At 67.3% G+C, this 26,621-nt stretch carries 26 protein-coding genes; 15 read left to right on the top strand and 11 right to left on the bottom strand.

Annotated features, from left to right (window positions below):
- The first annotated feature begins 235 nt into the window (after positions 1-235).
- Positions 236-1,453 carry an acyl-CoA dehydrogenase family protein gene (locus CMO28_RS12250; RefSeq protein WP_296713809.1) on the top strand — a complete coding sequence of 406 codons (1,218 nt, stop codon included), beginning with the start codon at positions 236-238 and terminating at the stop codon, positions 1,451-1,453.
- A gap of 129 nt (positions 1,454-1,582) precedes the next feature.
- Positions 1,583-2,503: an HPr kinase/phosphorylase gene (locus CMO28_RS12245; RefSeq protein ID WP_296713807.1), complete on the top strand. Its 921-nt coding sequence runs from the start codon at positions 1,583-1,585 to the stop codon at positions 2,501-2,503.
- A gap of 38 nt (positions 2,504-2,541) precedes the next feature.
- On the opposite strand, the gene CMO28_RS12240 is transcribed toward CMO28_RS12245, so the two are convergent.
- The 7 genes from CMO28_RS12240 to CMO28_RS12210 form a co-directional block, all read right to left on the bottom strand.
- Positions 2,542-2,862 (bottom strand): hypothetical protein, encoded by a 321-nt coding sequence (locus tag CMO28_RS12240; protein WP_296713805.1) that lies wholly within the window; start codon positions 2,860-2,862, stop codon positions 2,542-2,544.
- A 350-nt stretch (positions 2,863-3,212) separates the two neighbouring features.
- On the bottom strand, positions 3,213-4,517 hold the full coding sequence (locus tag CMO28_RS12235; RefSeq protein ID WP_296713804.1) for a TRAP transporter large permease: 1,305 nt from the start codon (positions 4,515-4,517) through the stop codon (positions 3,213-3,215).
- Entirely contained in the window at positions 4,514-5,062 is a 549-nt protein-coding gene (locus tag CMO28_RS12230) for a TRAP transporter small permease (RefSeq protein ID WP_014753124.1), read from the bottom strand. Before CMO28_RS12230 ends, CMO28_RS12235 begins: the two co-directional genes overlap by 4 nt.
- 79 nt (positions 5,063-5,141) lie before the next feature.
- Positions 5,142-6,314 (bottom strand): C4-dicarboxylate TRAP transporter substrate-binding protein, encoded by a 1,173-nt coding sequence (locus CMO28_RS12225; RefSeq protein WP_062764537.1) that lies wholly within the window; start codon positions 6,312-6,314, stop codon positions 5,142-5,144.
- Positions 6,315-6,722: 408 nt separating this feature from the next.
- Entirely contained in the window at positions 6,723-8,330 is a 1,608-nt protein-coding gene (locus CMO28_RS12220) for an AMP-binding protein (protein ID WP_062764506.1), read from the bottom strand.
- Positions 8,331-8,397: 67 nt separating this feature from the next.
- Positions 8,398-9,243 (bottom strand): enoyl-CoA hydratase/isomerase family protein, encoded by an 846-nt coding sequence (locus CMO28_RS12215; protein WP_296713799.1) that lies wholly within the window; start codon positions 9,241-9,243, stop codon positions 8,398-8,400.
- Between the two features lie 13 nt (positions 9,244-9,256).
- Positions 9,257-10,417 (bottom strand): acyl-CoA dehydrogenase family protein, encoded by a 1,161-nt coding sequence (locus CMO28_RS12210; RefSeq protein WP_296713798.1) that lies wholly within the window; start codon positions 10,415-10,417, stop codon positions 9,257-9,259.
- 343 nt (positions 10,418-10,760) lie between these two features.
- On the opposite strand from CMO28_RS12210, the gene CMO28_RS12205 reads away from it, so the two are divergent.
- Entirely contained in the window at positions 10,761-11,570 is an 810-nt protein-coding gene (locus CMO28_RS12205; RefSeq protein WP_296713796.1) for a GntR family transcriptional regulator, read from the top strand.
- 25 nt (positions 11,571-11,595) lie between these two features.
- The gene (locus CMO28_RS12200) at positions 11,596-13,188 is read left to right on the top strand and encodes an ATP-binding protein (RefSeq protein ID WP_296713794.1); all 1,593 of its coding nucleotides are present in this window, start codon (positions 11,596-11,598) and stop codon (positions 13,186-13,188) included.
- Here the strand turns inward: CMO28_RS12200 and CMO28_RS12195 are convergent.
- Positions 13,176-13,814, bottom strand: a complete 639-nt coding sequence (locus CMO28_RS12195; protein ID WP_296713792.1) for a response regulator — start codon at positions 13,812-13,814, stop codon at positions 13,176-13,178. The genes CMO28_RS12200 and CMO28_RS12195 overlap by 13 nt on opposite strands.
- A 236-nt stretch (positions 13,815-14,050) precedes the next feature.
- Here CMO28_RS12195 and CMO28_RS12190 point away from each other — a divergent pair, with 236 nt between their 5' ends.
- The 6 genes from CMO28_RS12190 (at position 14,051) to CMO28_RS12165 (ending at position 19,682) form a co-directional block, all read left to right on the top strand.
- A complete protein-coding gene (locus tag CMO28_RS12190) occupies positions 14,051-15,217 on the top strand; it encodes an ABC transporter ATP-binding protein (protein WP_296713790.1) in 1,167 nt (388 codons plus the stop codon).
- A complete protein-coding gene (locus tag CMO28_RS12185) occupies positions 15,210-16,151 on the top strand; it encodes a carbohydrate ABC transporter permease (RefSeq protein WP_296713789.1) in 942 nt (313 codons plus the stop codon). The genes CMO28_RS12190 and CMO28_RS12185 overlap by 8 nt, the downstream gene beginning before the upstream one ends.
- Positions 16,148-16,990, top strand: a complete 843-nt coding sequence (locus tag CMO28_RS12180) for a carbohydrate ABC transporter permease (protein ID WP_062764489.1) — start codon at positions 16,148-16,150, stop codon at positions 16,988-16,990. Before CMO28_RS12185 ends, CMO28_RS12180 begins: the two co-directional genes overlap by 4 nt.
- Positions 16,991-17,039: 49 nt before the next feature.
- Positions 17,040-18,311, top strand: a complete 1,272-nt coding sequence (locus tag CMO28_RS12175; RefSeq protein WP_296713786.1) for an ABC transporter substrate-binding protein — start codon at positions 17,040-17,042, stop codon at positions 18,309-18,311.
- Between the two features lie 5 nt (positions 18,312-18,316).
- A complete protein-coding gene (locus CMO28_RS12170) occupies positions 18,317-19,159 on the top strand; it encodes a phosphodiesterase (RefSeq protein WP_296713784.1) in 843 nt (280 codons plus the stop codon).
- A gap of 220 nt (positions 19,160-19,379) precedes the next feature.
- Complete coding sequence (locus CMO28_RS12165) at positions 19,380-19,682, top strand: addiction module antidote protein (RefSeq protein ID WP_296713782.1); 303 nt, start codon at positions 19,380-19,382, stop codon at positions 19,680-19,682.
- A gap of 57 nt (positions 19,683-19,739) precedes the next feature.
- On the opposite strand, the gene CMO28_RS12160 is transcribed toward CMO28_RS12165, so the two are convergent.
- The gene (locus CMO28_RS12160; protein WP_296713780.1) at positions 19,740-20,489 is read right to left on the bottom strand and encodes an arylmalonate decarboxylase; all 750 of its coding nucleotides are present in this window, start codon (positions 20,487-20,489) and stop codon (positions 19,740-19,742) included.
- A gap of 160 nt (positions 20,490-20,649) precedes the next feature.
- Between CMO28_RS12160 and CMO28_RS12155 the strand changes: the two genes are divergently transcribed.
- The 4 genes from CMO28_RS12155 to CMO28_RS12140 all read left to right on the top strand — a co-directional run bounded on the left by CMO28_RS12155 (position 20,650) and on the right by CMO28_RS12140 (position 23,481).
- On the top strand, positions 20,650-21,513 hold the full coding sequence (locus CMO28_RS12155; protein WP_296713778.1) for an HpcH/HpaI aldolase/citrate lyase family protein: 864 nt from the start codon (positions 20,650-20,652) through the stop codon (positions 21,511-21,513).
- A 61-nt stretch (positions 21,514-21,574) separates the two neighbouring features.
- The gene (locus CMO28_RS12150) at positions 21,575-22,093 is read left to right on the top strand and encodes a MaoC family dehydratase (RefSeq protein ID WP_296713776.1); all 519 of its coding nucleotides are present in this window, start codon (positions 21,575-21,577) and stop codon (positions 22,091-22,093) included.
- 199 nt (positions 22,094-22,292) lie between these two features.
- Positions 22,293-22,739: an SMI1/KNR4 family protein gene (locus tag CMO28_RS12145; RefSeq protein WP_296713773.1), complete on the top strand. Its 447-nt coding sequence runs from the start codon at positions 22,293-22,295 to the stop codon at positions 22,737-22,739.
- A 148-nt stretch (positions 22,740-22,887) separates the two neighbouring features.
- Positions 22,888-23,481: an alpha/beta hydrolase gene (locus tag CMO28_RS12140; protein ID WP_296713771.1), complete on the top strand. Its 594-nt coding sequence runs from the start codon at positions 22,888-22,890 to the stop codon at positions 23,479-23,481.
- 7 nt (positions 23,482-23,488) lie between these two features.
- Here CMO28_RS12140 and CMO28_RS12135 read toward each other — a convergent pair whose 3' ends face one another.
- The gene (locus CMO28_RS12135) at positions 23,489-24,745 is read right to left on the bottom strand and encodes an acyl-CoA dehydrogenase family protein (protein ID WP_296713769.1); all 1,257 of its coding nucleotides are present in this window, start codon (positions 24,743-24,745) and stop codon (positions 23,489-23,491) included.
- 227 nt (positions 24,746-24,972) lie between these two features.
- Here CMO28_RS12135 and CMO28_RS12130 point away from each other — a divergent pair, with 227 nt between their 5' ends.
- Entirely contained in the window at positions 24,973-26,007 is a 1,035-nt protein-coding gene (locus CMO28_RS12130; RefSeq protein ID WP_296713768.1) for an aldo/keto reductase, read from the top strand.
- 13 nt (positions 26,008-26,020) lie between these two features.
- Here the strand turns inward: CMO28_RS12130 and CMO28_RS12125 are convergent, their stop codons facing one another.
- The gene (locus tag CMO28_RS12125; RefSeq protein WP_296713766.1) at positions 26,021-26,539 is read right to left on the bottom strand and encodes a GNAT family N-acetyltransferase; all 519 of its coding nucleotides are present in this window, start codon (positions 26,537-26,539) and stop codon (positions 26,021-26,023) included.
- Positions 26,540-26,621 lie beyond the last annotated feature (82 nt).

Here is a 26,621-nt window from a genome sequence, read left to right as displayed (position 1 = left end):
CGTCGCCGTCTACGCCGTCGCCAAGGCTCGAAAACCCTTCGTGCCAAAGCTCGCCGACTGAAAAAAGCGCTTGCTCAGCGTGACGGTATCTCATGGCGCGTCTTCTCCAATGTCGGGGGGAGGGATTATTGTCGCGGCCGGGCCGCATTTTCTATATACCTATCATTAGGTATTGATGCTCGCAAGCGGCAGGATGGTCCCCGCTTCCCCTGCCCCCCCGAAAGAAGGCCAGCCCATGCAGCTCTCCCCCTCGCCCCGCGCCGCCGATCTCAAGGCCCGGCTTGAAGCCTTCATGGCCGAGCATATCTACCCGGCCGAGGAGCGTTACTATTGCGAAAGTGAGGAATTGGGCCCCTGGAATGTCCAACCGGTTGTGGAAGAGCTGAAGCCCCTGGCCCGGGCGGCCGGGCTCTGGAACCTGTTTCTGCCCGACAGCAGCCATGGCGCCGGGCTCTCCAACCTCGATTACGCGCCGCTTTGCGAGGTGATGGGCCGCTCGCATCTGGCGCCCGAGGTCTTCAACTGCTCGGCCCCCGACACCGGCAATATGGAGGTGCTGGCACGCTATGGCACGCCGGATCAGCAGGCGAGCTGGCTGACCCCGCTGCTGGAGGGCCGCATCCGCTCGGGCTTTGCCATGACCGAACCCGCCGTCGCCTCGTCGGATGCCACCAATATCGAAAGCCGCATCACCCGCGATGGCGACCACTACGTCATCAACGGCCGCAAATGGTTCACCACCGGCGCCACGGATCCGCGCTGCAAGATCCTGATTTTCATGGGCAAAACCGATCCGGACAATGCCGACCGGCACCGCCAGCAATCCATGATCCTGGTGCCCATGGATACCCCCGGCATCACCGTGCACCGGCCGCTGCCGGTCTTCGGTTTCTACGGCATGCCCGACCGTGCGTCGGAGGTGAGTTTTGAAGACGTGCGCGTGCCGGCGGCGAATATGCTGCTGGGGGAAGGCCGCGGGTTCGAAATCGCCCAGGGCCGCCTTGGGCCGGGCCGGATCCATCACTGCATGCGCCTGATCGGCCTGGCCGAGCGGGTGCTGGAAAAGGTCTGCGGCCGCGCCGAAGACCGCGTCGCCTTCGGCCGCCCGATCGCCGAACAGACCGTCACGCTGGAGCGGATCGCCGAGGCGCGGATCGCCATCGAACAGGCGCGCCTGCTCACCCTCAAGGCGGCGTGGATGATGGACACGGTGGGCAACAAGCAGGCCAAAGCCGAGATCGCGATGATCAAGGTCGCGGTGCCGAACATGGCCTGCCGGGTGATCGACATGGCGATCCAGCTGTTCGGCGGCGCCGGCGTCACCAATGATTTCGCCCTCGGCGCCGCCTATGCCACCGCCCGCCTGCTGCGCATCGCCGATGGGCCCGACGAAGTCCATCGCAACCAGATCGGCCGGCTGGAACTGCGCCGTCAGCGCCTGGCGCGGGCGTAATCTCAGAGTTCGCCGTCTGGTCGAAAATCCCGGGCAGGGCCGGCGCCCTGCCCTTTCCTGTTTCCACTTCCGGCATTTCCCGTCATATTTGCGGCACATTCAAGCTGTCGGGCAAAGGGAAGCGGCCATATGGATCGACGACTGTTCGGGTGGCGGATCGCGTCAGAGATCGCCCTGCCTGAACTCCCCCCTTGGACCGGGGCCGGGCAGTCGGAGAGCGACGACCGGCCGGCCGATATCATCATCCGCCGCGGGCCCGTGCCTGCCCGTTTTGCCGAGATCCGCGTGGAACGCCCGCTGTTTACCATTTCTGCAGACGGCGAGATGCGGATCGACGTCAAGGGCCATCATGTCTTTCTGGTCCGCGACGGCCGCGAGGTCGTGGTCGATACCGGCACGCCCGACGATGCCGACTGCCACACCTATCTTCTGGGCCCGGTGCTCGGCGCGCTCTGCCATCAGCGCGGCGAGGTGATCCTGCATGCCGCCGTACTGCGCTTCGGCGATGCGGCGGTGGCGTTCTGCGGCCAGTCGGGCGCCGGCAAATCCACCCTCGCCGCCACCCTGCTCGCCCGCGGCCATCGCATGCTGGCCGATGACGTCACGGTGCTGCGGCGGGCCGCCGGCGGCACGCAGGCCTGGCCGGCCTATCCACGCATGCGCCTCTGGCAGGATGCCGCCAGCCGCAGCGCCATCGATACCAGCACGCTCGACCGCTGCGTCTTCGACATCGAGAAATTCGTCGTGCCCGTCGATCCCGCCTTCGACACCACCCCCCTGCCGCTCGCCGCCCTTGTCCATCTGGACCGCTGCGAGAGCCCGGCGGACGAGGCACTGATCCCGCTCAAGGGGCTGAAGGCCGCCGGTCAGCTGCGCGACAATCTCTACCGCGCCGGCATGGCCCATGCGCTGGACCGGGCCACGCCCCTGCTCCAGGCCACCGCCCGCCTCGCCGCCGGCATCCCCCGCCACCTGATCGCCCGCCGCCATATCGACGACGGCGCGGCGGAGCGGCTGGCGGATCGGATCGAGGCGGCGATCGGGGCGTGATCCCGCGCAGATCGCCGCAGGACTGATGTTGCGGCGGCTCACATCATCGCCCTGGTCGCCAGATAGCGCGTCAGGTTGCGCGCCCCGGCCAGCGCCGCCTGACGGTGGCGGTCGCGCAGCTCGGCGGGTTCCTCATCATCGTCCGCCAGAGAGACGTGCAGCGCCAGCAGCCAGGCCACGAAGGCCGCACCCGCATCGGATGCGATGGGCAGATGCATGACCGAGGTCTCGATCGCCAGCCGCCGTTCATCCGCCGCCAGGCAGAGGGCAGGATCGTCGGCCGGCAGCCAGTCGGCGGCAATGCGATCGTCGAGCAGCACCCATTGGGCCGCCAGGTCAGCAACAGGACAGAAGGGCATGCGATACCTCCCCCACAGGGCGCCGGGTATCCGATCGAAATCTCGACGGACTAAACGAGAATTGCGGCACAACAGCGCAAGCTGTGGTAGATAAGGTGCAGCCTGTCATCATCGACTTTCTCTCGATGGTTGCGGGTCAGGTCGGCCGGGATGTTGCTGCGTCCCGGCCGACCGTCTTTATTATGGGTAGAATTTTACTTGACTTCAATATCCTATTAATACAACCGCATGGATCAGACCGGCGCCGATCCGTGTCTTCAGGTCGTCGGACCGGAAAAACGCCGGCCGCCCCCAGGGCCGGCCGGCGTTCGATGTCGCGGGTCGGGAAAGGTGGTACGGGCCGGGCCCGGTCAGCTGATATTGGGCAGATACATGATGATCCCGGGGAAGAGCACCATCACCAGCACCAGAATCAGGTCGGCGACCAGGAACCACATGATGCCGCGGAAGATCTGACTGGTCGTCACCAGGTTTCCGACCACGCCCTTGATCACGAAGACATTCATGCCGATCGGCGGGGGGATCATGCCGATTTCCAGGAACTTGGTCAGCAGCACGCCGAACCAGATCAGGCTGAAACCGGCGGCATCGATGATCGGCAGAACGATCGGCATGGTCAGCAGCATCATGCCCAGCGGTTCCAGGAACATGCCCAGAATCAGGTACATGATCGTCACCGCCAGCAGCAGCATATAGGGGTTGGCGCCGATATCGATCACGACGGTCGAAATCCAGTCGCCCGCCCCCGACAGCGCCAGAAAGCGGCTGAGCAGGCTGGCGCCGATGCCGATGATCAACAGCGCGCTGGTGGTGACCAGCGTCTCCTGTGCCGCAGTCCGGAACATCTTCCAGGTGAAGGTGCCCTTGGCGACGGCCACCACGCAGGACAGGAAAGCGCCCACCGCCCCCGCTTCCGTGGGGGTAAACAGCCCGCCGAACAGGCCGCCGAATACGCCCAGCATGATCGCCAGCACCGGCCAGGTGTCGCGGAGCGCATCCATCTTTTCGGACAGCGGAACGTCTTCACGCACCTGCGGCGCCAGCGCAGGGTTCAGCTTCACCCGGATCAGGATCACCAGAATATAGCCCAGCGCCGTCAGCAGCCCGGCGACCAGCCCGCCCAGGAACAGCTTGGTCACCGCCACCTGGGCGATCACGCCATAAAGGATCATCAGGATCGACGGCGGGATCAGCGCGCCGATCGTGCCCGCCGCCGCCACCGTGCCGGTGGCGAGCTGGGCGTCATAGCGGTGGCGCATCATTTCCGGCACCGCAATCCGCCCCATCGCCGCCGAACAGGCGATCGACGAGCCGGTGACCGCCGCAAAGCCCGCCGAGCCGAACACCGCCGCGATGGCGAGCCCGCCCGGGATGCCCGACATCCACACCCTGGCCGCCCGGAACAGCCCCTGGGTCAGCTGGGCGTGGTAGCAGACGAAGCCCATCAGCAGGAAAACCGGCACGGAACTCAGCACCCAGTTGGCCGCGAACTGATAGGGGATCAGGCCGAGCGAACTCCACGCGACCTTCCAGCCGAGCAGATACCAGATGCCGCCGAAGGACACGCTGACCAGCGCCATGCCGATCGGCACCCGCATGGCCAGCAGAAGGAAGAGCAGGCCGATGCCGGCCAGACCGATACCGACGTCGCTCATCCGTGATCCTTCCCGCCGACGACGACGTCGTCCGGTGTGTCGTCCCTGAGCCCCGAGGCCGCGCCCGTCACATGGGTCGCCAGCCGGTAGAGCACCACCAGTGCCATCAGCGCCGTGCCGACCGGCAGGATGTAGTAGGACGGCCAGATCGGGATCCGCCAGCCTTCCTGGATCACGAAGGCGCCGACGGCCTGTTTTTTCATCGCCTCCAGCCAGGATTGCCGGGTCATGGCGATGAACACCGCCGCCGACAGCACATAGGCGAAGCCGCGCAGCACCGCCTGGGCGCGCGCCGGCAAAAGGTCGGTCACGACCTCCACCGAGATATGCTTGTCGCCCTCTTCCGCATAGGCGAGCGGCAGGAAGGCGACCACCAGCATGTAGAAATTCGACACGGCGGCGATGGTGCCGGGCAGGGCGATCCCGAACAGATTGCGCACCACCACGTCAGCCGTGATGTGCAGCATCATCAGGGTCACCGCCAGCACGCCGATCACCGACGTGAAATGGATCAGACGCGACAATCCGCGTCCAAGCGCCTGCATCGCGCGGTCTCCCATGGGTCAGAGGGGGCCTGCGGAAAGATGAACAAAGGGCGGCGACACCCGCCGCCGCCCCTTAGACTCACATGCCGTAGGTCTTCACATCGACCTTGGAGACCACTTCCGTCCAGTAGACCTCAGCCAGTTCGTCCGGGGTCTTCACCTCTTTCACGATCTTCGCCCATTTCTCAAGCAACGGCTTGAAGGTGTCGATCGCCGCCTGCGGCTCGGCCACGCCGAACTTGGAGGCATAGAATTCGGCGATGGTCTTCATGTCGCTCTGCACGAAGCTCTGGGTCTGGTCGATCAGCGCCTGATCGGCATGATGGATCCGGATGCCCTTGGCCTCGGCGCGCTTCAGATCGCGGCCTTCGAAGTTCACATACTGCCAGCCGGCATGGGCCGACATATAGGTGCCGGCGCGGAGCAGCGCCGCGCGCTGGTCTTCGTTCAGCCCCTGCCAGGTGTCGACATTGATATTGGCGATCGCCGAGGCGCCGAACACGCCGCCCGGCACTTCCGGCGTGATGTCGCTGACCGCATCGATCAGCGCCAGGCCGGAAAGCTCGGGCGCTGAAATGATCGCGCAGTCCACCGCCCCCTGGGTCAGGGCTTCGAAGATCTCGTTACCGGGCATGGAAACGGCGGTCGCGCCCACGCTTTCCGACCAGCGGCGCCAGTTCTGGCTGCTGACCCGCAGACGCTTGCCCTTGATTTCCTCGGCGTTGGTCACCTTCTTGTTGCACAACAGCATATAGCGGGTAGAGGCGGCCGAGGCGGTGAAGACCTGGTTCTGGGCCTTCATGTCGTTCTGGCAGGTGGGGCAGTGCAGGAACACATATTCCAGCATGGCACTCTGGAAGATCAGCCCGTCGCGGCCGCCGGTATCCATCAGGTTCAGCAGCATGGTCAGGTCGCCGGCCAGGTTCATATTGGCGAATTCGGCCGGGTTATAGGCGGTCAGCACATAGCCGATATCGGTGATGCCGTCGCGCACGCCGCCGGGCGTTTCCGCCAGGTTCAGCAGCGACAGCGGGAACACCTTCACCGACAGCGTCCCCTTGCTCAGCTCCTGCACCTTCTTCACATACACATCGGCCGCAATGGTCGATGCGGTGTTGGCCGGAAAGCCGATGGCATAGCGCAGCTCTTCGGCCTTCGCGGCCTGGCCCGCAAAAATACCGGCTGCGGCAACACCGGCCGCCACGGCCAGGGATGCCAGTTTTCGAGACAGCGGGGTCCTGGTGGTCGTCATGATGCAATCCTCCCGTCGGATCATTTCTTTTGTTGTCTTCCGGACATGCCCGGCCGTACCGCCGACGACGCCGTCACATCTATGCCGGCGCGTCAGGTTACGCAGATTCCGCCATGTCTTCTTATTCATGTCCTGTCCGCAATTGCCGGCCTCTGCACCGACATTTACACCGTCATCCCGGCGAAGGCCGGGATCCAGGTTTCCCGCCACGTGACGGGCGTCGAAACGGCCGGCCCCGGCCCGCGATGACCGTGCCACGATGGCGGGCACGGCGGTCCCGACACATGGTCATCCTTCATTCCCGCCCATGCCTACCTGGATCCCGGCCTGCGCCGGGATGACGGTAGGGCGGGCATGTGAAAATGAACGAAGCCTGTGTCGGACATCCCCGGTGGAAACGCCACCGGCTCACGCCGGCTCGAAATGCCCCGCATAGCGGCTGCGGAGTTCGGTCTTCCGCACCTTGCCGGTGGCGGTCATCGGCATTTCTTCCAGGAATACCACCAGCTTGGGCACCTCGAAGCCACCCAGCTGCCTGCGGCAATGCTCCACGATGCTCTCTTCGGTGGGTTCCGTGCCGGGCTTGGCCACCAGGAAGGCGGTCACCGCCTCGCCCCAGCGGGCATGGGGAATGCCCACCACCACCGCGTTCTGCACGTCCGGATGGCCCAGCAGCACCTCTTCGATCTTGATCGAGGGCACGTTCTCGCCGCCGGACTTGATCATGTCCTTCTTGCGGTCCAGGAACAGCAGTTCGCCATGCTCGTCGATCACGCCGATATCGCCGGTATGGTGCCAGCCATGCAGCCGCGCCGCCGCCGTCGCCTCGGGCTGCTTGTAATAGCCGAGCATGGCGTTGGGGCCGCGATGCACGATCTCACCCGGCTTGCCCGGGGGCAGCAGATTGCCGTCGTCATCCATGATCGCGGTGTCGTTGACGATGCAGGATTCGCCCCAGTAATTGCCGAAGCGCAGGCGGGCGCGTTCAGGCCGCGACATCACGGTGCCGGGATACATCTCGGTCTGGCCGCTGGAGAGGCGGAAATCCGGGCAGAATTCGTCCAGCAGCCGCCGCATCAGCGGCTCGGGCATCGGCGCCATGGCATAGACGCACATGCGCAGCTGAAGGCTCCGCTCCTTGCGCAGCGGGTGCTCCAGCACCGCCCGGTACATCAGCGGCAGGCCGACCATGATGGTCAGCCCCTCGGCGGCCAGCCCTTCCAGCATCACCCCGGGGTCGAAGCCGCGCATCAGATGCATCTTGGCGCCGCCCATCATGGTGGTCAGCAGCACGGTGTGCTGGGCGCAATGGAACAGCGGCAGCACGCCCGTCACGCCATCCTCGCGGCCGATCTGCCATTCGATCGAATTGCTCATCGCCGCCATCACCACCGCCAGATGGCAGTGCATCACGCCCTTGGGGCGCGAGGTGGTGCCGCTGGTGTACATGATCAGGGCAAGGTCGCGCTCGTCGATCGCCACCTCGGGCTCGACCGTGGACCGGCCCTCGATCGCGGCGCCGAAGCTGATATGGGGCAGCGACCCCTTCGGCACCGGGCTGCCCGGCACCTCGATCACCGTCACCGGCCGGCCCAGTTTCGCCAGCATCTCCGCCATGGCGGGCTGGGCGGCCAGCACGTCGTCGGCCACCACATGGCCCACCTCGGCATGGCGCATGATGTAGTCGATATCGTCCACGCCCAGCATCGCATTGGCCGGCACCCAGACCAGCCCGGCCTTGTGGATGCCGAAGATCACCGGGATGAAATCGGTGGAATTGGCGCAGATGCAGCCGACCTTGTCGCCCGGCTTCAGCCCCTGGGCCAGCAGGTAGTTGGCGAAGCGGTTGGCGTCGTCATCCAGCCTGCGATAGGTGGTGCGGCGGTCGCCTTCGACGATGGCGACCCGATCGGGGTGCCGGCGGGCCGTGCGGCGCAACACGTCGCCGATGGCGACGCGGCCGATCTGTCCCGGCCCCGGCACGCCTTCGATCATGCGCTCCGAGCTGGTGGTCATGGCGGTCAATCCTCCCTGGCGGCTTCCATTCTGTGCGGGGAAGCTCTGGTCGTTCGGTTTGGGCGCGTCAGCTGCCGGCGGCCCAGGCGGGCTGGCGTTTTTCAAGGAAGGCGGCAACCCCTTCCTGGCCTTCGGCGCCGCGCAGGCAGCGGGCGAATTCGGCCGAAGAAAGGTCGAGCAGTTCGGGCAGGGCCGTGGTCCGCTGGGCCATCAGCAGGCGCTTGGTGGTGGCGTTGGCGCCGGGGGCGCAGCGGCGGATATCGGCCACCAGCCGCGTCACCCGCGCCTCCAGCGCCGCCGCGTCGTCCACCCCCTCGTGCACCAGGCCGATCCGGCCGGCTTCCGCGCCGTCGAAGCGCATGCCGGTCAGGGCCAGGCGGCGGGCCTGCGACACGCCGATGCGTGCCGCCACGAAGGGCGCGATCTGGGCCGGCGGGATGCCCAGCCCGGTTTCCGACAGGGCGAAGCGGGCATCCCGGGTGGCGATGACCACATCGCCGATGCAGGCGAGGCCGAGACCACCACCAAAAGCTGCACCTTCAACCGCAACCACTACCGTTTGGGGCAGGGCCTCGATCCGGGTCAGGAAATGGCCGAAGCGGCGGTTGTCGGCCTGGATCGGGTCGGGCTGGCCCGCCTCGGGCCGGGCCGCCCGGAACGAGGCCATGAAGCCCTTGATGTCGCCGCCGGCGCAGAAGGTGCCGCCGGCACCGCTGATCACCAGCGTGCCGACCTCGGGATGGTCTTCGGCCCAGGCGACCACCTCGGTCAGCTGGCGGACCATCTCGCCGGTCATGGCATTGCGCACATCGGGCCGGTTCAGCGTCAGGCGCAGCACCGGGCCGTCGCGGTCCAGCAGCAGATCGGGGCAGATCGGAAGCTTGGCAGCGGGCGTGGATCTGGTCGTGGGCATGGCCGGGGGGCCCTCAATCGGTCTTGCGGCCGGGCAGGATGCCCATGCCCTTGGCGATGATCGACAGCATCACCTCGTCGGCGCCGCCGCCGATCGAGGTCAGCCGGCCGTCGCGATAAAGCCGGGTGACTTCGGTCTCGTTCATGAAGCCCATGCCGCCCCAGTACTGCAGGCAGCCATCGGCGATTTCGCGCGTGAAGCGGCCGGCGCAGAGCTTGGCCATAGAGGCCAGATGGGTCATGTCCTGGCCGGCGACATAGCCTTCGACCGCGCGATAGATGATCGAGCGCAGCAGCTCCACCTTGGTCTGCAACTCGGCCAGCTTGAAATGCACCACCTGGTTGTCCAGCACCGGCTTGCCGAAGATCATCCGGTTGCGGGTGTATTCAATCGTGTCGGTGATCGTGCTTTCCAGCAGGCGCAGGGAACAGGCCGAGCCCCAGATGCGCTCTTCCTGGAACTGCTGCATCTGGTAGACGAAGCCCATGCCCTCGTCGCCGATGCGGTAACGCTGCGGCACGCGCACGCCATCGAAATGGATCTGGGCGGTGTCCGACGCGCGCATGCCCATCTTGTCCAGCTTGCGGGCGATGGTGACGCCCTTGGTCTTCATCGGCACGCAGATCAGCGATTTGTTGCGATGGACCGGGCCCTCGCCGGTATTGGCCAGCAGGCAGATCCAGTCGGCCTGGGTGCCGTTGGTGATCCACATCTTGCCGCCGTCGATGACGTAGTCGTCGCCATCCTTGCGGGCGCGGGTCTTGATGCTGGCGACATCCGATCCGGCGCCGGGTTCCGACACGCCGATGCAGGCGACGCGGTCGCCGGTGATCGCCGGTGCCAGGAATTCCCGGCGCAGTTCGTCCGATCCGTGCTTGGCCAGCGCCGGGGTGGCCATGTCGGTCTGCACGCCGATCGCCATCACCACCGAAGGCGAGCGCGCGGCGCTGATCGCCTCGCAGAAGGCCAGCTGATAGGTGTAGTCCAGGCCCAGCCCGCCATAGGCCTCGGGTTTGTTGATGCCAAGAAAGCCCTGATCGCCCATCTTCTTGAACAGCTCATGGGCCGGGAAGATGCCCGCATCGTCCCATTCCTGGACATGCGGGTTGATCTCGGCTTCAACGAACTTCGTCACCGAACGCATCAGTTCGTGATGCTGCTCCGTGTAAAGCATCTGCCTCAGGCTCCTTGCCGGCATCCTGGCGCGGGGCGGGCCCCGTGCGGGACGGTGGATTCGGGGGGGTGAATTCGGGGGCTTGGGGGGGGGGGGGGAAGGGGTTGCTTGCCTTATATACCCTTATATCTAACAATAGGCATTGAACGCCGGGCTTGTAAAGTCTCCGCGCGACCTCGCGGCCATGATACGGGGGCTCGCGCAGGTGCAGCAGCGGTGTTATGTTGCAACGCAGCCAGAACATCGGGGTTTTCATCGCATCTGCGAAATGCCCGGATGTCCGCCATCATCAGATCCACCGCAGACAGGCGTTCCGCGGCTGGTCGACGACACGGGGTTCCGCATGCAAAGACTTGGCGCCATCCGCCCGGCCGATGATCTGGACGACAATGACCGCGTGGCGCTCTATGTCCGCCTGGCCCGGATCTTCCGCGACCGCATCCGCTCGGGCGAATGGTCCCCGGGCGAAAAGCTGCCGCCGGTGCCGGATCTGTGTCGGGATTTCGCCGTGGCGCCGATCACCGTCCGCCAGGCCCTGCGCATGCTGGCCGACAAGGGCCTGCTGATCGCGATCCGCGGCAAGGGCACCTTCGTGACCGAAGGCCAGCATTCCGCGGTCGACGATCCGGAACTCCGCCGGGCGATCAACGACCGCCTGGACCTGACCCCGGGCCAGGGCATCCGCGTGCTGAAGCGCGAGACCGGCATCGCCCTTCCCCCGGAACTGCAGATGGAAGGCGGCCATCCCAGATCCAGCTATGTCAAGATCACCAAGATCCATCTCTACAATGAAACGCCCTTCGCCCTGATGGACGTTTATGTCGACGAAGCTTCTTACCGCCACTTCCCGCCGAATTCGGAGCATGGTTCCAAGATGCTCCGCATGCTGACCAACCACGGCCCCGACAAGATGGGCTCGTCGCGCCAGCTGATCACCATCTCCCACGCCGATCAGGACGTCGCCCGGGCCCTCGATTACTCTCTGGGCGGGGTGATGGTGAAGATCGTCTCCAACATCTTCAGCACCGACGGCGATATCCTGATGGCCAACAACGCGCTCTATCGCGGTGACATGTTCGTGATGGAACGGGTGGAACAGACCCCCGCCGTCCCGGTCATCCCCGACCCGACCCGGCCCAAGGACCGGCATTGATCGGCACGCAGACCATGGAGGATCCATGGACGCCGGCCCCGGGCTGACCGCCCTGCCCCAGCTCGACGACCTGATCGACGCCATCGACAGCGCGGCCGAGGCCTTCGTGCTGTGGGATGCAGACGATCGTCTGGTGTTCTGCAACGACCACTTCCGCCGCTTCTTCGGCGAGCCCGACAGGGTGCGGCCGGGGGTGCGATTCGACGAGCTGGTCGAGATGAACATCGTCTATACCAGCATCTCCGAAATCAGCTTCCTGCCCCAGGGCTGGGATCCCGACCGCTATCGCGAGCGCCGCATCGCCGCGCACCGCACCGCCAGCGACACGTTCATCCAGCTGCGCGACGGCCGCTGGCTGCAATCGCGAGAGCGGCGGACCCGTTCGGGCGGCATCATCGGGGTCTATTCCGACATCACCGAGCGGATGCGCACCGAACTCGCGCTCTCTGCCGCCAAACAGGCGGCGGAGGATGCCAATCTGGCCAAGTCGCGCTTTCTGGCCGCCGCCTCTCATGATCTGCGCCAGCCGCTGCATGCGGTCGGCATCCTGATGTCGGCGCTCTCGGCCCGGCTGACCACCGATCGCCAGCACGCCATCGCCGGCCAGATCAACGACTGCCTTCAGACCGTGACCGGGCTGTTCGATGCCCTGCTCGACATCTCGCGCCTGGATGCGGGCGTGGTGGCGCCGCAGCCGGTCGACCTGCCGCTCGGCCCCCTGCTCCGCGCGCTCGCCCGCGAATTCGAACCCGCCGCCCGGGCCAAGGGGCTGGAGCTGACCGTTCGGCCAGGACCAGTGGCAGGAGCGGTGGCAGGAGCAGGAGTGCGCAGCGACGCCGCCATGCTGGGGCGGATCCTGCGCAATTTCGTCTCCAACGCGGTCAAATACACCAGCCGCGGCCGGGTGCTGGTCGGCGTGCGCCCGCGGGGGGCCCATCTCAGGATCGACGTGATCGACACCGGCCCCGGCTTCGATGCGGCAGAGGCCCAGGCGGTGTTCCGCGAATTCCACCGGCTGGACGGCGCCATGGCCGAACAGGGCATCGGGCTTGGCCTCGCCATCGCCGACCGCCTGGCCCGGCTGCTCGGCCACCGGATCGAGGTGACCAGCCGGCCCGGCCACGGCACCCGCTTTTCGCTGATCCTGCCCCGCGCGGCCCGTGTGCCGGTGCCCGAACCGGTCGCCGCCGCCCCCGCCATGCCGGCGGGCCTGGCCGGCCGGCGCCTGCTGCTGATCGACGACGACCCCGACATCCGCCGCGCCGCCGCCCAGCTCTTCGACGCCTGGGGCTGCATCGCCGCCTTTGCCGCCGGCGCCCATGATCTGGCCGGGGTTCTGGATGCCATGGACGGCCCGCCCGAGGCGGTGATCATCGATTACGTTCTGGGCGACGGCTGGACGGGTGCCCGCCTCGCCCCCTGTCTGCGCGCCCGGTTCGGCGATGCCCTGCCGATGGTGATGGTCACCGGCGACACCGCCCCCGAACGCCTGCGCGAGGTGCAGGGGCTGGGCTTTCCGGTGCTGCACAAGCCGCTGAACCCCATGCGGCTTGGGGCCACGCTCAGGGCGCTGCTGCCCCAGAAGCCTGGCCAGGCGGCACCCTCTCAGCCCCTGTAGCGCCGCGCCAGCGCCGCCGCCTCGGCGCGCGAGCCCAGATCCAGCCGCCGCAGCATCTGCGACACCTGATTCTTGACCGTCTGTTCCGCCAGGCCCAGCCGGTCGGCGATCGCCCGGTTGGGCAGGTCGTGGGCCAGAAGTTTCAGGATCTCGCCCTGGCGGCGGGTCAGGCCCAGCGCGCCGGCATCCAGCCCCACCGGGGCATCGGCGGCCGGCTCTTCGGCATCCAGCGCCGCAGGCGGCACGTAGATGCCGCCGGCCAGCACCAGGCGGAGCGCGCTTTCCAGCACCTCGGCCCTCAGCGATTTGGGCAGATAGCCCGCCGCCCCCGCCGCCAGCGCCTTGCGCATGATCGCCGGCTGCTCGTCGGCCGACACCACCGCCACCGCGACCGAGGGGAAATGGCGGCGCAGCACCTCCAGCGCCTCCAGCCCCCTGGCGCCGGGGATGTTGAGATCCAGCAGCACCAGCCCGATCCCAGGGTCGCGGCCCAGCGCATCCGCGGCCTCGGTCAGGGTCGCCACTTCGACCACGGCGGTGCCGGGGGCGCAGAGTTCCAGCATTTCGCGCAGACCCGACCGGATCAGCGCATGGTCATCGACGATCATCGCCCGTGCGACGGACATGGCCTCAGGCCTCCGGTCATGAACGGTACGGTACCAGTGTACCGGGCGTCGATGACGGTTCGGCTGTCGGCCGGATCCGCAGCCGCCCGCCGCCCGCGGGCGATGGATGCAGGCTCATGCATGCAGGCATGCGGTACGTGGCGTTGCCGTATGGTCAAGCCTGCGACAACAGAACCGACACATTCCGGGTCTAAGGTCGCGGCCGTCATCCACCGGCACCAGAGGATGCGGACCACATGGCGGCGATCGACATCTGCGGCATCACCAAGAATTTCGGGCGCACCGAGGTTCTGAAACGGGTCGATCTGGACATACGCGACGGCGAGTTCCTGACCCTGGTCGGCCCGTCGGGCTGCGGCAAATCCACCCTGCTGCGCATCATCGCCGGGCTGGAAAGCCAGACCGGGGGCGAGATCCGCATCGCCGGCGCGGCCGTCGACCATCTGCGGGCCCGCGATCGCGACCTCGCCATGGTGTTTCAGTCCTATGCGCTCTATCCGCATCTGACGGTGGCGGAAAACATCGCCGTGCCGCTCAACATGCGCCGGCTGAACGCCGCGCGGCGCCTGCCGCTGCTGGGCCCGCTGCTGCCGGGAACCCGCCGCATCACGGCAGAGATCAAGGCCGAGGTGATGGCGACCGCCGCCATGCTCGGCATCGGCCATCTGCTTGCCCGCAGGCCGGGCCAGCTTTCGGGCGGGCAGCGCCAGCGGGTGGCGCTGGGCCGGGCGATGGTCCGCCATCCCCGCGCCTTTCTGATGGATGAACCGCTCTCCAATCTGGATGCCAAGATGCGGGTGCATATGCGGGCGGAAATCGCCCGGCTGCACCGCCGGCTGGGCACCACCTTCATCTACGTCACCCACGACCAGGCCGAGGCGATGACCATGTCCGACCGGCTGGCGGTGATGATGGAGGGCCGCATCCTGCAGCTCGACACCCCCGACGCGGTCTATGACGACCCGGCCGATATCCGGGTGGCGGAATTCATCGGCAGCCCGCGGATCAACCTCGTCACCACCCGGCTGGCCCCCAGCGGCCGGCTGCTGCTGGGCGACAGGCTGCTGGCGCTCCGCCCCGCCGCCCCCGGCATCACCCCCGGTGCCGAAATCCGGCTGGGTTTCCGGCCCGAACATGCCGATCTGGTGCCCGCCGACCGCGCCGCCCTGCGCGGCCGGGTCTCCCTGCTCGAAAACCTGGGCTCGGACCTGCTGGTGCATCTGGAGCTGGACGATGCGGCCGGTGGCGGCACGGCGGTGGTGCGGCTCGATCCCGCCCGCGGCCGCCCGGCCGAGGGGGAGATCTGCGGCGTTGCCATGGGGCCGAAGCCGCTCGCCTTCGGGGCCGACGGCGCCCGGCTGCCGCTTGCAGCCGCCCCGGCGGCGGAGATGGCCCATGTCTGACCAGGCCCTGCATCTTGCCCCCGGCGCCCTGGCGCCCCGAAGCCGCGCGGCGGCGCGGGCCGAACGTCTGCGCGCCATGACCGCCTGGGCGCTCTCGGCCCCCGCCGTGATCCTGATGGTCCTGCTGCTGATCGGCCCGGTGATCGGGGTGATGGCGCTGTCGCTCACCGATTATCAGCTGGGCGCCGCCACCCTGTCCTATATCGGCTTCGACAACTATGCCGAGATGTTCGGCGACCGGGTCTTTCACACAGCGCTCATCAACACGCTGCTCTATGTCGCGGTGGTGGTGCCGGGCTCGGTCTTCCTGGGGCTCGGCATCGCGCTGCTGATCGAATCCGGCACGAGCGGCCGGGCGCTTTATCGCGCCATCTATTTCCTGCCGGTGATGGCGACGCTGATCGCCATGGCGATCGTGTGGGAATTCATGCTCCACCCCCAATTCGGGCTGATCAACCTGGCCCTCGGCCGGATCGGCATCCCGGCGCAGAACTGGCTGACCGACGGCGATCTGGCGCTCTGGGTGCTGGCCGCCATCGGCATCTGGCAGGCGGTCGGCTTCAACATGGTACTGTTCATGGCGGGGCTGGTCTCGATCCCGCGCTTCCTCTACGACGCGGCCGAGATGGACGGCGTGCCCGGCGCCTGGGCGCGCTTCCGCCTGGTCACCTGGCCGATGCTGGGGCCGGTCACCCTCTTCGTGGTGGTCATCACCTCGATCCGCTCCTTCCAGGTGTTCGACACGGTGCATGTGCTGACCAAGGGCGGGCCCAACAAGGCGACCGAGGTGCTGCTCTACACCATGTATGCCGAAGGGTTCGAATTCTTCCGCTCGGGCTATGCCGCCGCGGTCACCGTGGTGTTCCTGGCCTTCGTGCTGGCATTGACGCTGGTCAAGATCGGCGTCCTGGACCGGAAGGTGCACTATTCATGACCCGCCGCCCCGCCGCTCGTCATCTGCTTCCTGCCGCGCTCCGCCATCTGGTTCTGGGCCTGGGGGCCGTGATCATGCTCGCCCCCTTCGTCTGGATGGTCTCCACCTCGCTCAAGCCCGCGGCCGAGATCTTTCTGGACCATATCCGGCTCTGGCCGCACCAGCTGGCGGCGGCAGAAAACTACACCACCGCCGTCACCAAGGTGCCGCTGCTGCGCTTCATGCTGAACGGGCTGATCGTCACGGTCACGATCTTCCTGATCCAGGTCGCGGTCGCCCTGCCCGCCGCCTATGCGCTGGCCAAGCTGCGTTTTCGCGGCCGCGGACTGATCTTCGGCGCGATCCTGTTTTGCCTGCTCATCCCCCCGCATGCGATCGCGGTGCCGGTCTTCCTGCTCTTCCACCAGCTGGGCATCCTGAACAGCTATGCCGCCATGGTGGTGCCCTTCACCATCTCGGTCTTCGGCATCTTCCTGATGCGCCAGTTCTTCCTGACCGTCCCCGACGACCTGATCGATGCCGCCCGCATGGACGGCTATGGCGAGTTCGCCATCGTCTGGCGGGTGATGCTGCCCACCGCCGTGCCGGCGATCACCGCCTTCGGCATCTTCTCGGTCGTCGCCCACTGGAACGACTATTTCTGGCCGCTGATCGTGGTCAACGATCAGCACCTGCTGACCCCGCCGCTCGGCGTGGTCGCCTTCCGCAACCAGGAGGCGGGCAGCGATTTCGGCCCGCTGATGGCCGCCGCCACGCTGATCATCGCGCCGCTGGTGATCGCCTTCCTCTTCGCCCAGCGCCGGTTCATCGAGGGCATCACCCTGACCGGCATGAAGTAGCCACCCTTCCCCCACCCGGCCTTCCACCTGTCCAGAGAGGACGCACCCCATGTTCCGGACGCTGCTCACCGCGTCGGCGATCGCCGTCGCGACCGCTGCCGCACTGCCCGCCGCTGCCCAGCCGGTGGAGCTGGTCATCCAGTACCCCTATGGCGAGCTGTTCAACGACACCCACGCCCAGATCCGCGAGGCCTTCGCGAAGATCCACCCCGAAATCACCCTCACCTACCGCACCCCTTATGCGGAATACGAGGAAGGCACCCAGAAGATCCTGCGCGAGGCGGTGACCAACCAGCTGCCCGACGTCACCTATCAGGGTCTGAACCGGGTGCGGATCATGGTCGATCGCGGCATCGCCCGGCCGCTCGACGGCTATATCGCCGCGGAGAAGGATTTCGAGGCCGAAGGCTTCCATCAGGCCATGTACGACATCGGCACCCAGAACGGCCATGTCTACGCCCTGCCCTTCGCCATCTCGCTGCCGATCACCTACTGGAACCTGGATCTGGTGCGCAAGGCCGGCGGCGACCCCGCCAGCCTGCCGACCAGCTGGGACGGCGTGATCGACATGGCGAAGAAGATCGACGCGCTCGGCCCCGATGTGAACGGCATCAGCTATGTCTGGGACATCACCGGCAACTGGCTGTGGCAGGCCCCGGTCTTCGCCCATGGCGGCACCATGCTGACCGCCGACGAAACCAAAGTCGCCTTCGACGGCGCGGAAGGCAAATTCGCCATGCAGACCATCGCCCGGATGGTCACCGAGGCGCATATGCCGAACCTGGCCCAGGCCGATGCCCGCGCGACCTTCGCCGCCGGCAAGACCGGCATCTACGTCACCTCGACCTCGGACCTGACCAAAACCACCAACATGATCGCCGGCAAGTTCGAGCTGAAGACCCATGTCTTCCCCGACGTGACGCCCGGCACCGGCCGCCTGCCCGCCGGCGGCAATGTGGTGATGATCGTCTCCAAGGACGACGCGAAGCTGGATGCGGCCTGGCAGTACGTGAAATTCGTCACCGGCCCCGAAGGTGCCGCGATCATGGCCCGCACCACCGGCTACATGCCCCCCAACAAGAAGGCCAACGAGGTCTATCTGAAGGACTTCTACGTCCAGAACCCCAACCACTATACCGCCGTCAGCCAGCTGCCGATCCTGACCAAGTGGTACGCCTTCCCGGGTGAGAACGGCCTCAAGATCACCGACGTGATCAAGGACCACCTGAATTCGGTGATCACCGGCGCCCGCGCGGCCGAGCCCGATGCGGTGCTGGCCGACATGACCCGCGACGTGCAGCGCCTGCTGCCGAAGAAGTGATCCCGATGAAGCTCATCCACCTCACCGACACCCATTTCGTCTGCCCGGGGGAGAGGCTTTACGGCCTCGACCCCAGGGCCCGGCTGGACGCCTGCATCGCCGACATCAACCGCAACCATGCCGACGCACGCCTGGCGGTGATCACCGGCGACCTCACCCATTACGGCGACCGGGCGGCCTTCATCGGCCTGCGCGACGCGCTGGCGGCGCTGACCGTGCCGGTGCGGCTGCTGCTCGGCAATCACGACACGGTCGAGACCTTCCGCGAGGTCTTCCCCGACACCCCGGTGGATGCCGAAGGCCGGGTCCAGGGGGTGGAGGATACCGAGGCCGGCCGGCTGATCTTCCTCGACACCAACATGGCCGGCACCCATGCCGGCTGGTACGACCGGCCCCGCCTCGACTGGCTGGCCGCCCGGCTCGCCGAGGCGCCCGAAGGCCCGGTCTATCTGTTCATGCACCACCCGCCCTTTGCGCTCGGCATCGCGTCCATGGACCGGATCGGCCTGATCCGCCCGGATGATTTCGAGGCCTGCATCGCCCCCCACCGGGCCCGGATCCGCCATATCTTCTTCGGCCATGTCCACCGCCCGGTCTCGGGCTCGTGGCGCGGCATCCCCTTCTCCACGCTGCGCGCCACCAACCACCAGGTCTGGATGGATCTGGACGCGCCCGAAATCCGGGTCAGCCACGAACCCCCGGCCTATGCGGTGGTCCTGCTCTCCCCCGACCAGACCATCGTCCACACCCACGACTTCCTGGACGCCGGCCCGGTGACCGACCTCACCGACATCGCCGGCAGCTTCTGGGACGAACAGGCCCGACGGGCGGAGATGGCGGAGGCCTGACCGTTCCGACGGAACCGCGGCGCACCTTCAGCTGAAGGTGCGCCGCGTTCTCATTCGATCGGCATCCACCGGCCAATCCCGGCCATGCAGGCAGCCGCAGGACCCGCCTGCATCCTGTCCCGGATAGTCCAGTCGTTCGCTTTCAGTCAGATTTGACGCCGCCAGAAACTGCCCACTATAATTCACATATGGTGGAGCTGATCAGACCCCGTGCTGAGCTATGACCAACGAAATCTTCAGCCGCTATGATTCTGCCGATTACCTGCGGACAGAAGAAGACATCGCAGCGTACATGGAAGCCGCCATGGAAGAGGGCGGTGATGACCCGGCCTATGTCGCGCGTGCACTCGGCGTGGTCGCCCGCGCCCGCAATATGAGCCAGCTTGCCCGCGACGTCGGGATGAGCCGGGAAGGTCTGCACAAGGCACTATCGGGCGAAGGCAACCCTACCCTGTCGACCATCATGAAGGTCTCGAAAGCGCTTGGTCTCCGCATTGCCTTCCACCCGACCCGCCCGTCATAAACCTCAGCGGGCCGGCGGGTTTGCGCGACGTCCGGGGAGGCCCTGCATCCACCGCCGTCAATGCGCCGCCAGCAGCGTCCCGAAGCCCTCCACCCGGTCCGTGATCCCCGCGCGGCGCAGCGCATGCCAGTAGAGCGCGGTGTTGACCGCGATCACCGGCTTGTCGAGCCAGAATTCGGCCACCGCCGCCAGCCGCGCCATGGGCAGATTGGTGCCAAGCTGCACGATCGCCTCCACGGCCGGATCATCCAGGCGGATCAGCGCGTCACGGACGACCCGGGGTGACAGATCGGCCATTTCGACCGGCCCCGGCGCCTGCACGCCGCCCACGGCCACGACCTCGAAACCCAGCCCTTCGAAGAAGCGGACGACCTTGTCCTCCCCCGCCTTCTGATAGGGGGTCAGCACCGCCAGCCGGCGGATGTCGCCATGGGCGCGGATCGCCGGGCCGAAGGCATCCGACGCCAGCGTCACGTCGAGCCCGCCCGACCGGGCCGCCAGTTCAGCCGCCAGCCGGGCCGAGGCCTCGGGGCCGTCCCAGAAGGTTTCGGCCGACATGCCCATGATCAGGGCATGGGGGCGGCAGGTCATCACCCGGTCGACCGCCGCCATCAGCTCGGCCTGCACCCGTTCCATCAAGGCGGCGAAATCGGCCTCGGTGGTCAGCGGCCGGTCGGGGATGTGGATGCGCGAGACATGATTGCTCACCCCGCCGGGGCGCATGCGGGCGAATTCGGTCTGCACCACCGTGTTGGTCGACGGCACCATCACGCCGAATTTCAGGCGGCGCCCTTCCTGCTCGAACATCTCCGCTCCTCTCTGCCCGGCGGCCGCCCGATCGGGGCCCGCCCATGACGCCCCTTGCGCGGCGCGTCGTCCCGGCTATGCTACACGGAAAATTTGTCTGGACAAATAGGTGATCTGCGACGACCATCCAGCCGATCACCCCAGCCGCCGGAGACCGTCCTTGTCCCAATCCGCACGCCGCAGCCTGTTGTTCGCCCCCGCGACGCGCCCGGAGATCTTCGCCAAGGCGCTCGCCTCGGGCGCCGACCTGGTCTGTGTCGATCTGGAAGACGCCGTGGCCCCCGACCTGAAGCAGGCCGCCCGCCCGGCCGGCTTCGACTTCCTGCGCGCCGCCGCAGGCGACGGCGCCGGCGGGCCTGAACGCATCCTGCGCATCAACGGGCTGAAGACCATCGCCGGGCTGCGCGACCTGTCGGCCCTGGCCGATGCCGGCATCGCCGCGGGCATGGTGATGCTGCCCAAGGTGGAAAGCGCGGAAGAGCTGCGCCTGGCCGATGCGGTGCTGACCGAGGCCGGCAGCATGCTGAAGCTGGCCGCCCTGGTCGAAAGCGTGCGCGGGATCGAAGCGGCCCATGCCATCGCCGGCGCCACGCCGCGGCTGGACCTGATGATGTTCGGCGGGGCCGATCTTGCGGCCGAACTCGGCACCCGGGTGGCGCCGGAGCCGATGGCCTATGCCCGCGCCCGGCTGGTCCAGGCCGCGCGCGGCGCCGGCATCGATCTGATCGACGTGCCGGCGCTGGATTTCCGCGACCCGGATGCCGTGGCCGAAGACGCCGCCCGCGCCCGGGATCTGGGCTTCACCGGCAAGGTCGCCCTGCATCCCGCCAATGTGGCGGTGGTCAATGCCGCCTTCACCCCGATCGAGGCCGATATCGCCTGGGCCCGCCGGGTGATCGAGGCCTTCGAAGCCTCCGCCGGCGGCGTCGCCGTGCTCGACGGCAAGCTGATCGAGAAACCGGTGGTCGCCGCTCAGCGCCGGGTGCTGTCGCGCGCCCGGGCCGCCGGCCTGCTCCCCGCCTGATCCGGGCTTGCCCGCCCCCGAAACCAGTTCCATCCAGAGACGACAACGGGAGACCTCCCCCATGGTGCAGACCCACGTGACGGTCGGCGAAAACCGCTATCGCGAAAGCTTCGGCCGCTATTTCGAGGATTTCAGCGTCGGTGACATCTACGAGCACCGCCCGAAGCGGACCATCACCCAGAACGACAACATCTGGTTCACCCTGCTGACCATGAACACCCACCCGATGCATTTCGACGAGGAGTTCGCCAAACACTCCGAATTCGGCCAGTGCATCGTGTGCTCGCCATTCACCGTGGCCCTGCTGGTGGGCATGAGCGTCACCGATGTCAGCCAGAAGGCGATCGCCAATCTGGGCTGGAAAGAGATCAAGCTGACCCATCCGGTCTTCGCCGGCGACACGCTGGAGGCGGAATCGGAGGTGCTGGACAAGCGCGAGAGCAAGTCGCGCCCCAATGCCGGCATCGTCACCGTGCGCACGCGGGGCATGAACCAGCACGGCAAGGTGGTCTGCGAATTCGACCGGACCATGCTGATCGCGAAAAAAGGTTACGACGTGGAAGAGAAGGCCGGTTACTGACCGGTTTCGCGTCTTCCCCAAGTCGACCCGCCGGTGACCACCCGTCATTCGGGAACACGAAGGGCGTATCATTGGATGCGCCCTTCGTCGCATCTATGACACCGGAAGAACATCGGTCGATGACATGCAGGCAGACTAGCATCCATCTGTCGCAGCCCCCTCCCTCTCGCGAGGCTGTCCCAGATCATGGATGTCCAGGATGCAGGAAGTCGACACAACCACGCCCACCACCGGCTTCGTACCGCTCGGCACCCTTCAGCCGGTGCTGCCGGCCATCGAGGACTGCATCACCCGCTGGCGCGATGACGGACGTCTGGACGGCCTGCTGCGCCTGGGGGCCGAGGAACTGCTCGCGCTCTGTCGGGATGAACTGCCCGCCGATTACCTGCGCTTCCTGAGCGAGGCCGGCGCCGGGCCGCTGCCGGCGGACGGGCTGGTGATGTTCTGCTGCCCGCTCGATTTCGACGAGGTCTATGCGCGCGAGGATGGCGGGCGCCATGCCATCTTTGCCACCGATGGAAGCGGCGCCTGCTATGCCTTCGATCGGCAGGACGGGCTTGGCGTCGTCCGCATCCCCGCCACGGGGGAACCGATCAGCCGCGTGGCGGCAGACTTCACGGCCTTTCTGGCCGGCATGCTCGACTAACCTCCGGCCGGATTAGTCTACTATTTTTATCGACTGAAGATTTGTCAGGATCCGCAGGTCGCGCTATGCTGCTTCCAGACTGCCGGCCGCATCCCTGGTGATGCGGCAGACCGGGTTACACCGGCCGGCCCACGGGGAGGATCGCGCGATGACCGACGACGCCGGATTGCGCGGCATCCGGACGCTGATCCTGGATGCCGGCCCCCATGCCAGCGCCTCGGGCAGGCTGTTACGCCGCTTGGCGGCTGATGAAGGCGATGCGCGGGTGTTGCGGCTCACCGGCACGCATGATGCCATGCTCTCCCGCGCCTGCCGGGCTGTCGCCGCCGCCCCCGGGGTGGTGGTCTGCGGCCATAATCTCGGCGCGGCCCTGGCCCTGCATCTGGCCAACCGGCCGATCGCCGAGGCCGTCGGCGGTCTGCTGCTGCTTGCCCCCGCCGATGTCGAACAGCGCCCCGGGCTTGAAGACCACGGCCCCCTGCCCCGCGGCCAGCTGCCCTTCCCCACCATCGTCGCCGCCCGGCCGGGGGATCCCTGGATGGATGACGCCCGGCTGAAGCGGCTGGCGCTCTGCTGGTGCGCGGAACGGGTGGAGCTTGGCGGCGACGACGACCGGCCGGTGCTGCGCCGCCTGCTCCGCCGGCTGCTGCTGCGCGCCCGGATCGACCGCGAGGGGCCGCCCGCCGGCCGTCCGCCACTGATGGCCGAAGACGGCCCGCCCGCCCGCGGCTGGCTGATGTGAGCCCCGCTTAAAGTCCTGCGGGTCCGGTGAAGTGGCGGGTGTTCCGCCCGATCGCCGCCCGCGCCGCCTTCAGCTCCGCCTTCGCCACCGTCTGCAGATGCACCTCGTCGGGCCCGTCCAGCACCCTGAGCGCCCGGCCCCAGCTCCAGAGCCCGGCAAGCGGCGTGTCGGGCGACAGGCCCGCAGCCCCGAAGACCTGCATCGCCCGGTCCAGCACCCGGGTCTGCAACCGCGCGCTAGCAAGCTTGATCGCAGAGACCGCCGTGCGCGCCGCCGCATTGCCTTTCGTGTCCATCAGCCAGGCCGCCTGCATCACCAGCAGCCGGCACTGGTCGATCTCGATCCGGCTTTCGGCGATCCACTCGCGGATATTGGCGCGATCGGCGAGCGGCGTGCCGCCGATCCGGCGTTCCAGCGCCCGCTCGGTCATCAGCTCCAGCGCCAGTTCGCACTGGCCGATGGAGCGCATGGCATGATGCACCCGCCCGGGGCCCAGCCGCGCCTGGGCGATGGCGAAGGCCTCGCCCTCGGCCCCGATCAGGTTTTCCGCCGGCACCCGGACATTGCGGAACACGATCTCGCCATGGCCGTCGGCGGCATGCGCGCCCATCAGCGTGATGTCGCGCACGATCTTCACGCCGGGGGCATCGATCGGCACGATCACGAAAGAATGCCGCCGGTGGCGCTCCGCCAGACCGTCCGGGTCGGAGACGCCGAAGACGATGGCAAAGGTCAGATGCGGGTGGCGGGTGCCGGTGATGAACCATTTCCGCCCTTCCACCACGTATTCGTCGCCGTCCCGACGGATGGTGGTGGCAAGCGAGGTGGGGTCGGATGACGGCGCATCCGGTTCCGACATGCAGAAGACCGACCGGATCTCGCCCAGCAGCAGCGGATCCAGCCAGCGCGCCTTCTGATCCGGCGTGCCGAACAGCTGCAGCAGCTCCATGTTGCCGCTGTCCGGCGCCGCGCAGTTGAACACCTCCGACGCCCAGGGCACCCGGCCCATGATTTCGGCCAGCGGCGCATACTCGGCATTGGACAGCCGGACCCCCGGCTGGTCGTCGGCAAGCGAGGGCAGGAACAGGTTCCACAGCCCCGCCTCCCAGGCCCGCGCCTTCAGCCGTTCGATCACCTCGGTCGGGTGGCCGCCCTCAAGGAAGGTGCGGGTCACCGCCCCATGGGCCGGCAGGATGTAATGGTCCATGAAATCCGTCAGCCGCTGGCGCAGCGCCTCGACATGGGGCGGGTGGTCGAACTGCATCTTGTTGTTCTTTCTCTCTGCCGGACCGGGACCGATATCATTCATACGTTCGTTTGAATTGAAGATGGCATAGCATCCATCCGCGGTCAAGGCGTCCCGGTCATGACCGATCCTCATGATTCTGGAATGCGGGGACCAGATGATGTGCCCGGGCAGGCGGTACCGGGCTTTGGGTTCCAGGCCCATCTGGCAGGGTGAAACAGTCACCCTGATGGAAGGACGGATCGATGGAACATCGTCAGCTCGGCGCCTCGGGCCTCAAACTGCCGGTTCTGGGGCTCGGCGCCGGCACTTTCGGCGGCACGGGGCCGCTGTTCGGCGCCTGGGGCAATACCGATGCCGCCGAGGCCCGGCGGCTGATCGACATCTGCCTGGAGGCCGGCGTCACCCTGTTCGACAGCGCCGATGTCTATTCCGACGGCGCCTCGGAAGAGGTTCTGGGCCAGGCGATCCGCGGCCGGCGCGACCGGGTGATCCTGTCGACCAAGATGGGCCTGCCCATGGGGCCCGGTGCCAATGACGCAGGCGTCGGTCGCGACCGGCTGATCCGCGGCGTGGACGCGGCACTCCGCCGGCTTGGGACCGACCGGATCGACATCCTGCAGCTCCACGCCCATGACGCCGCCACCCCGGTGGACGAGGTGGTGGCGACGCTGGATGATCTGATCCGCGCGGGCAAGCTGCGCCATGCCGGGGTGTCCAACTATCCCGGCTGGGCCTTGATGAAGGCGCTGGCGGCCGCCGACCGCACCAGCCGCAGCCGCTTCGTCGCCCATCAGGTCTATTATTCCCTGATCGGCCGCGATTACGAATGGGAGCTGATGAAGCTGGGGCAGGATCAGAAGGTCGGCGCCCTGGTCTGGAGCCCGCTGGGCTGGGGGCGGCTGACCGGCCGCATCGGCCGCAACCGGCCGGTCCCTGCCGGCAGCCGGCTGCACGACACCGCCGCCTTCGCCCCCCCCGTCGACGAGGCCCTGCTCTACCGCGTCACCGACGTTCTGGACGAGATTGCCGCCGAGACCGGACGCACGGTGCCGCAGATCGCGATCAACTGGCTGCTCGGCCGCCCGACGGTCACCTCGGTGATCATCGGCGCGCGCAACGAGGCGCAGCTGCGCGACAATCTGGGCGCCACAGGCTGGCAGCTGACCCAGGACCAGATCGCCCGGCTGGATGCGGCCAGCGTCCGGGACGCCCCCTATCCGCACTTCCCCTATCGGCGGCAGGAGGCTTTCGCCCGGCTCGACCCGCCGGCCATCTAGCGCGGTCTCTCGTCTAGGGCAGCAATCGCTTCTCGTAACGCCAGACCACGATCTCGAACGGGCCGTCGGCCGTCTGAAGCTGCATGGGCGTGGTGGCGGCGCGATGCCAGCCCGCCTTTTCATAGAAGCGCGCGGCGCGGTCGTTTCCCACCACGCAGAGCAGCCAGGCGGTCTCGACACCGGCGGCGGCCAGCCGGGCTTCGGCGGCGGCGATCAGCGGCATCGCCAGCCCCTGGCCACGCAGGGCGGGGTCGACATAGAACTGGTCGAGGCAGGAGCCCTTCAGCCAGAAGAAGCCCGAGGGTTTCCCCTCCGGCCCGGTGACCTGGATCTCGCCCGCGGGCGCTGCTTCAAGGCGGGCCAGGAAACTCTCCAGCCGCCGCGCCCGGGCAAGCCCCGCCGACGCCGATGCCAGATGTCCGTCGCGCCAGCCCTGATGCCAGAGCCGGGCGAGCGGCGGAATATCGGCGGGGCCGAGCGGGCGCATCGGCGCCGGATCGAGATGGGGGGAAGCCTCGACAGGGGCGGTCATAAAGGGCATCTCCTCACGGCAACTGCACCTCTCTGCGAGAGGCACTCTCCCGAGGATAGAATGCCGTCGACGCAAGATGAAG

This window comes from Tistrella sp., from assembly GCF_002684955.1.
In the GTDB taxonomy this organism is placed as follows: Bacteria; Pseudomonadota; Alphaproteobacteria; order Tistrellales; family Tistrellaceae; genus Tistrella; species Tistrella mobilis.
The sequence above is the reverse complement of the archived record's forward strand: the minus strand, read 5'-3'. Positions and strand labels throughout refer to the sequence as shown.

Bases quoted from the DNA above. Each gene is read 5' to 3' on its own strand.
- CMO28_RS12250 (WP_296713809.1), top strand. From the start codon at position 236: ATGCAGCTCTCCCCCTCGCCCCGCGCCGCCGATCTCAAGGCCCGGCTT.
- CMO28_RS12245 (WP_296713807.1), top strand. From the start codon at position 1,583: ATGGATCGACGACTGTTCGGGTGGCGGATCGCGTCAGAGATCGCCCTG.
- CMO28_RS12240 (WP_296713805.1), bottom strand. From the start codon at position 2,862: ATGCCCTTCTGTCCTGTTGCTGACCTGGCGGCCCAATGGGTGCTGCTC.
- CMO28_RS12235 (WP_296713804.1), bottom strand. From the start codon at position 4,517: ATGAGCGACGTCGGTATCGGTCTGGCCGGCATCGGCCTGCTCTTCCTT.
- CMO28_RS12230 (WP_014753124.1), bottom strand. From the start codon at position 5,062: ATGCAGGCGCTTGGACGCGGATTGTCGCGTCTGATCCATTTCACGTCG.
- CMO28_RS12225 (WP_062764537.1), bottom strand. From the start codon at position 6,314: ATGACGACCACCAGGACCCCGCTGTCTCGAAAACTGGCATCCCTGGCC.
- CMO28_RS12220 (WP_062764506.1), bottom strand. From the start codon at position 8,330: ATGACCACCAGCTCGGAGCGCATGATCGAAGGCGTGCCGGGGCCGGGA.
- CMO28_RS12215 (WP_296713799.1), bottom strand. From the start codon at position 9,243: ATGCCCACGACCAGATCCACGCCCGCTGCCAAGCTTCCGATCTGCCCC.
- CMO28_RS12210 (WP_296713798.1), bottom strand. From the start codon at position 10,417: ATGCTTTACACGGAGCAGCATCACGAACTGATGCGTTCGGTGACGAAG.
- CMO28_RS12205 (WP_296713796.1), top strand. From the start codon at position 10,761: ATGCAAAGACTTGGCGCCATCCGCCCGGCCGATGATCTGGACGACAAT.
- CMO28_RS12200 (WP_296713794.1), top strand. From the start codon at position 11,596: ATGGACGCCGGCCCCGGGCTGACCGCCCTGCCCCAGCTCGACGACCTG.
- CMO28_RS12195 (WP_296713792.1), bottom strand. From the start codon at position 13,814: ATGTCCGTCGCACGGGCGATGATCGTCGATGACCATGCGCTGATCCGG.
- CMO28_RS12190 (WP_296713790.1), top strand. From the start codon at position 14,051: ATGGCGGCGATCGACATCTGCGGCATCACCAAGAATTTCGGGCGCACC.
- CMO28_RS12185 (WP_296713789.1), top strand. From the start codon at position 15,210: ATGTCTGACCAGGCCCTGCATCTTGCCCCCGGCGCCCTGGCGCCCCGA.
- CMO28_RS12180 (WP_062764489.1), top strand. From the start codon at position 16,148: ATGACCCGCCGCCCCGCCGCTCGTCATCTGCTTCCTGCCGCGCTCCGC.
- CMO28_RS12175 (WP_296713786.1), top strand. From the start codon at position 17,040: ATGTTCCGGACGCTGCTCACCGCGTCGGCGATCGCCGTCGCGACCGCT.
- CMO28_RS12170 (WP_296713784.1), top strand. From the start codon at position 18,317: ATGAAGCTCATCCACCTCACCGACACCCATTTCGTCTGCCCGGGGGAG.
- CMO28_RS12165 (WP_296713782.1), top strand. From the start codon at position 19,380: ATGACCAACGAAATCTTCAGCCGCTATGATTCTGCCGATTACCTGCGG.
- CMO28_RS12160 (WP_296713780.1), bottom strand. From the start codon at position 20,489: ATGTTCGAGCAGGAAGGGCGCCGCCTGAAATTCGGCGTGATGGTGCCG.
- CMO28_RS12150 (WP_296713776.1), top strand. From the start codon at position 21,575: ATGGTGCAGACCCACGTGACGGTCGGCGAAAACCGCTATCGCGAAAGC.
- CMO28_RS12145 (WP_296713773.1), top strand. From the start codon at position 22,293: ATGCAGGAAGTCGACACAACCACGCCCACCACCGGCTTCGTACCGCTC.
- CMO28_RS12140 (WP_296713771.1), top strand. From the start codon at position 22,888: ATGACCGACGACGCCGGATTGCGCGGCATCCGGACGCTGATCCTGGAT.
- CMO28_RS12135 (WP_296713769.1), bottom strand. From the start codon at position 24,745: ATGCAGTTCGACCACCCGCCCCATGTCGAGGCGCTGCGCCAGCGGCTG.
- CMO28_RS12130 (WP_296713768.1), top strand. From the start codon at position 24,973: ATGGAACATCGTCAGCTCGGCGCCTCGGGCCTCAAACTGCCGGTTCTG.
- CMO28_RS12125 (WP_296713766.1), bottom strand. From the start codon at position 26,539: ATGACCGCCCCTGTCGAGGCTTCCCCCCATCTCGATCCGGCGCCGATG.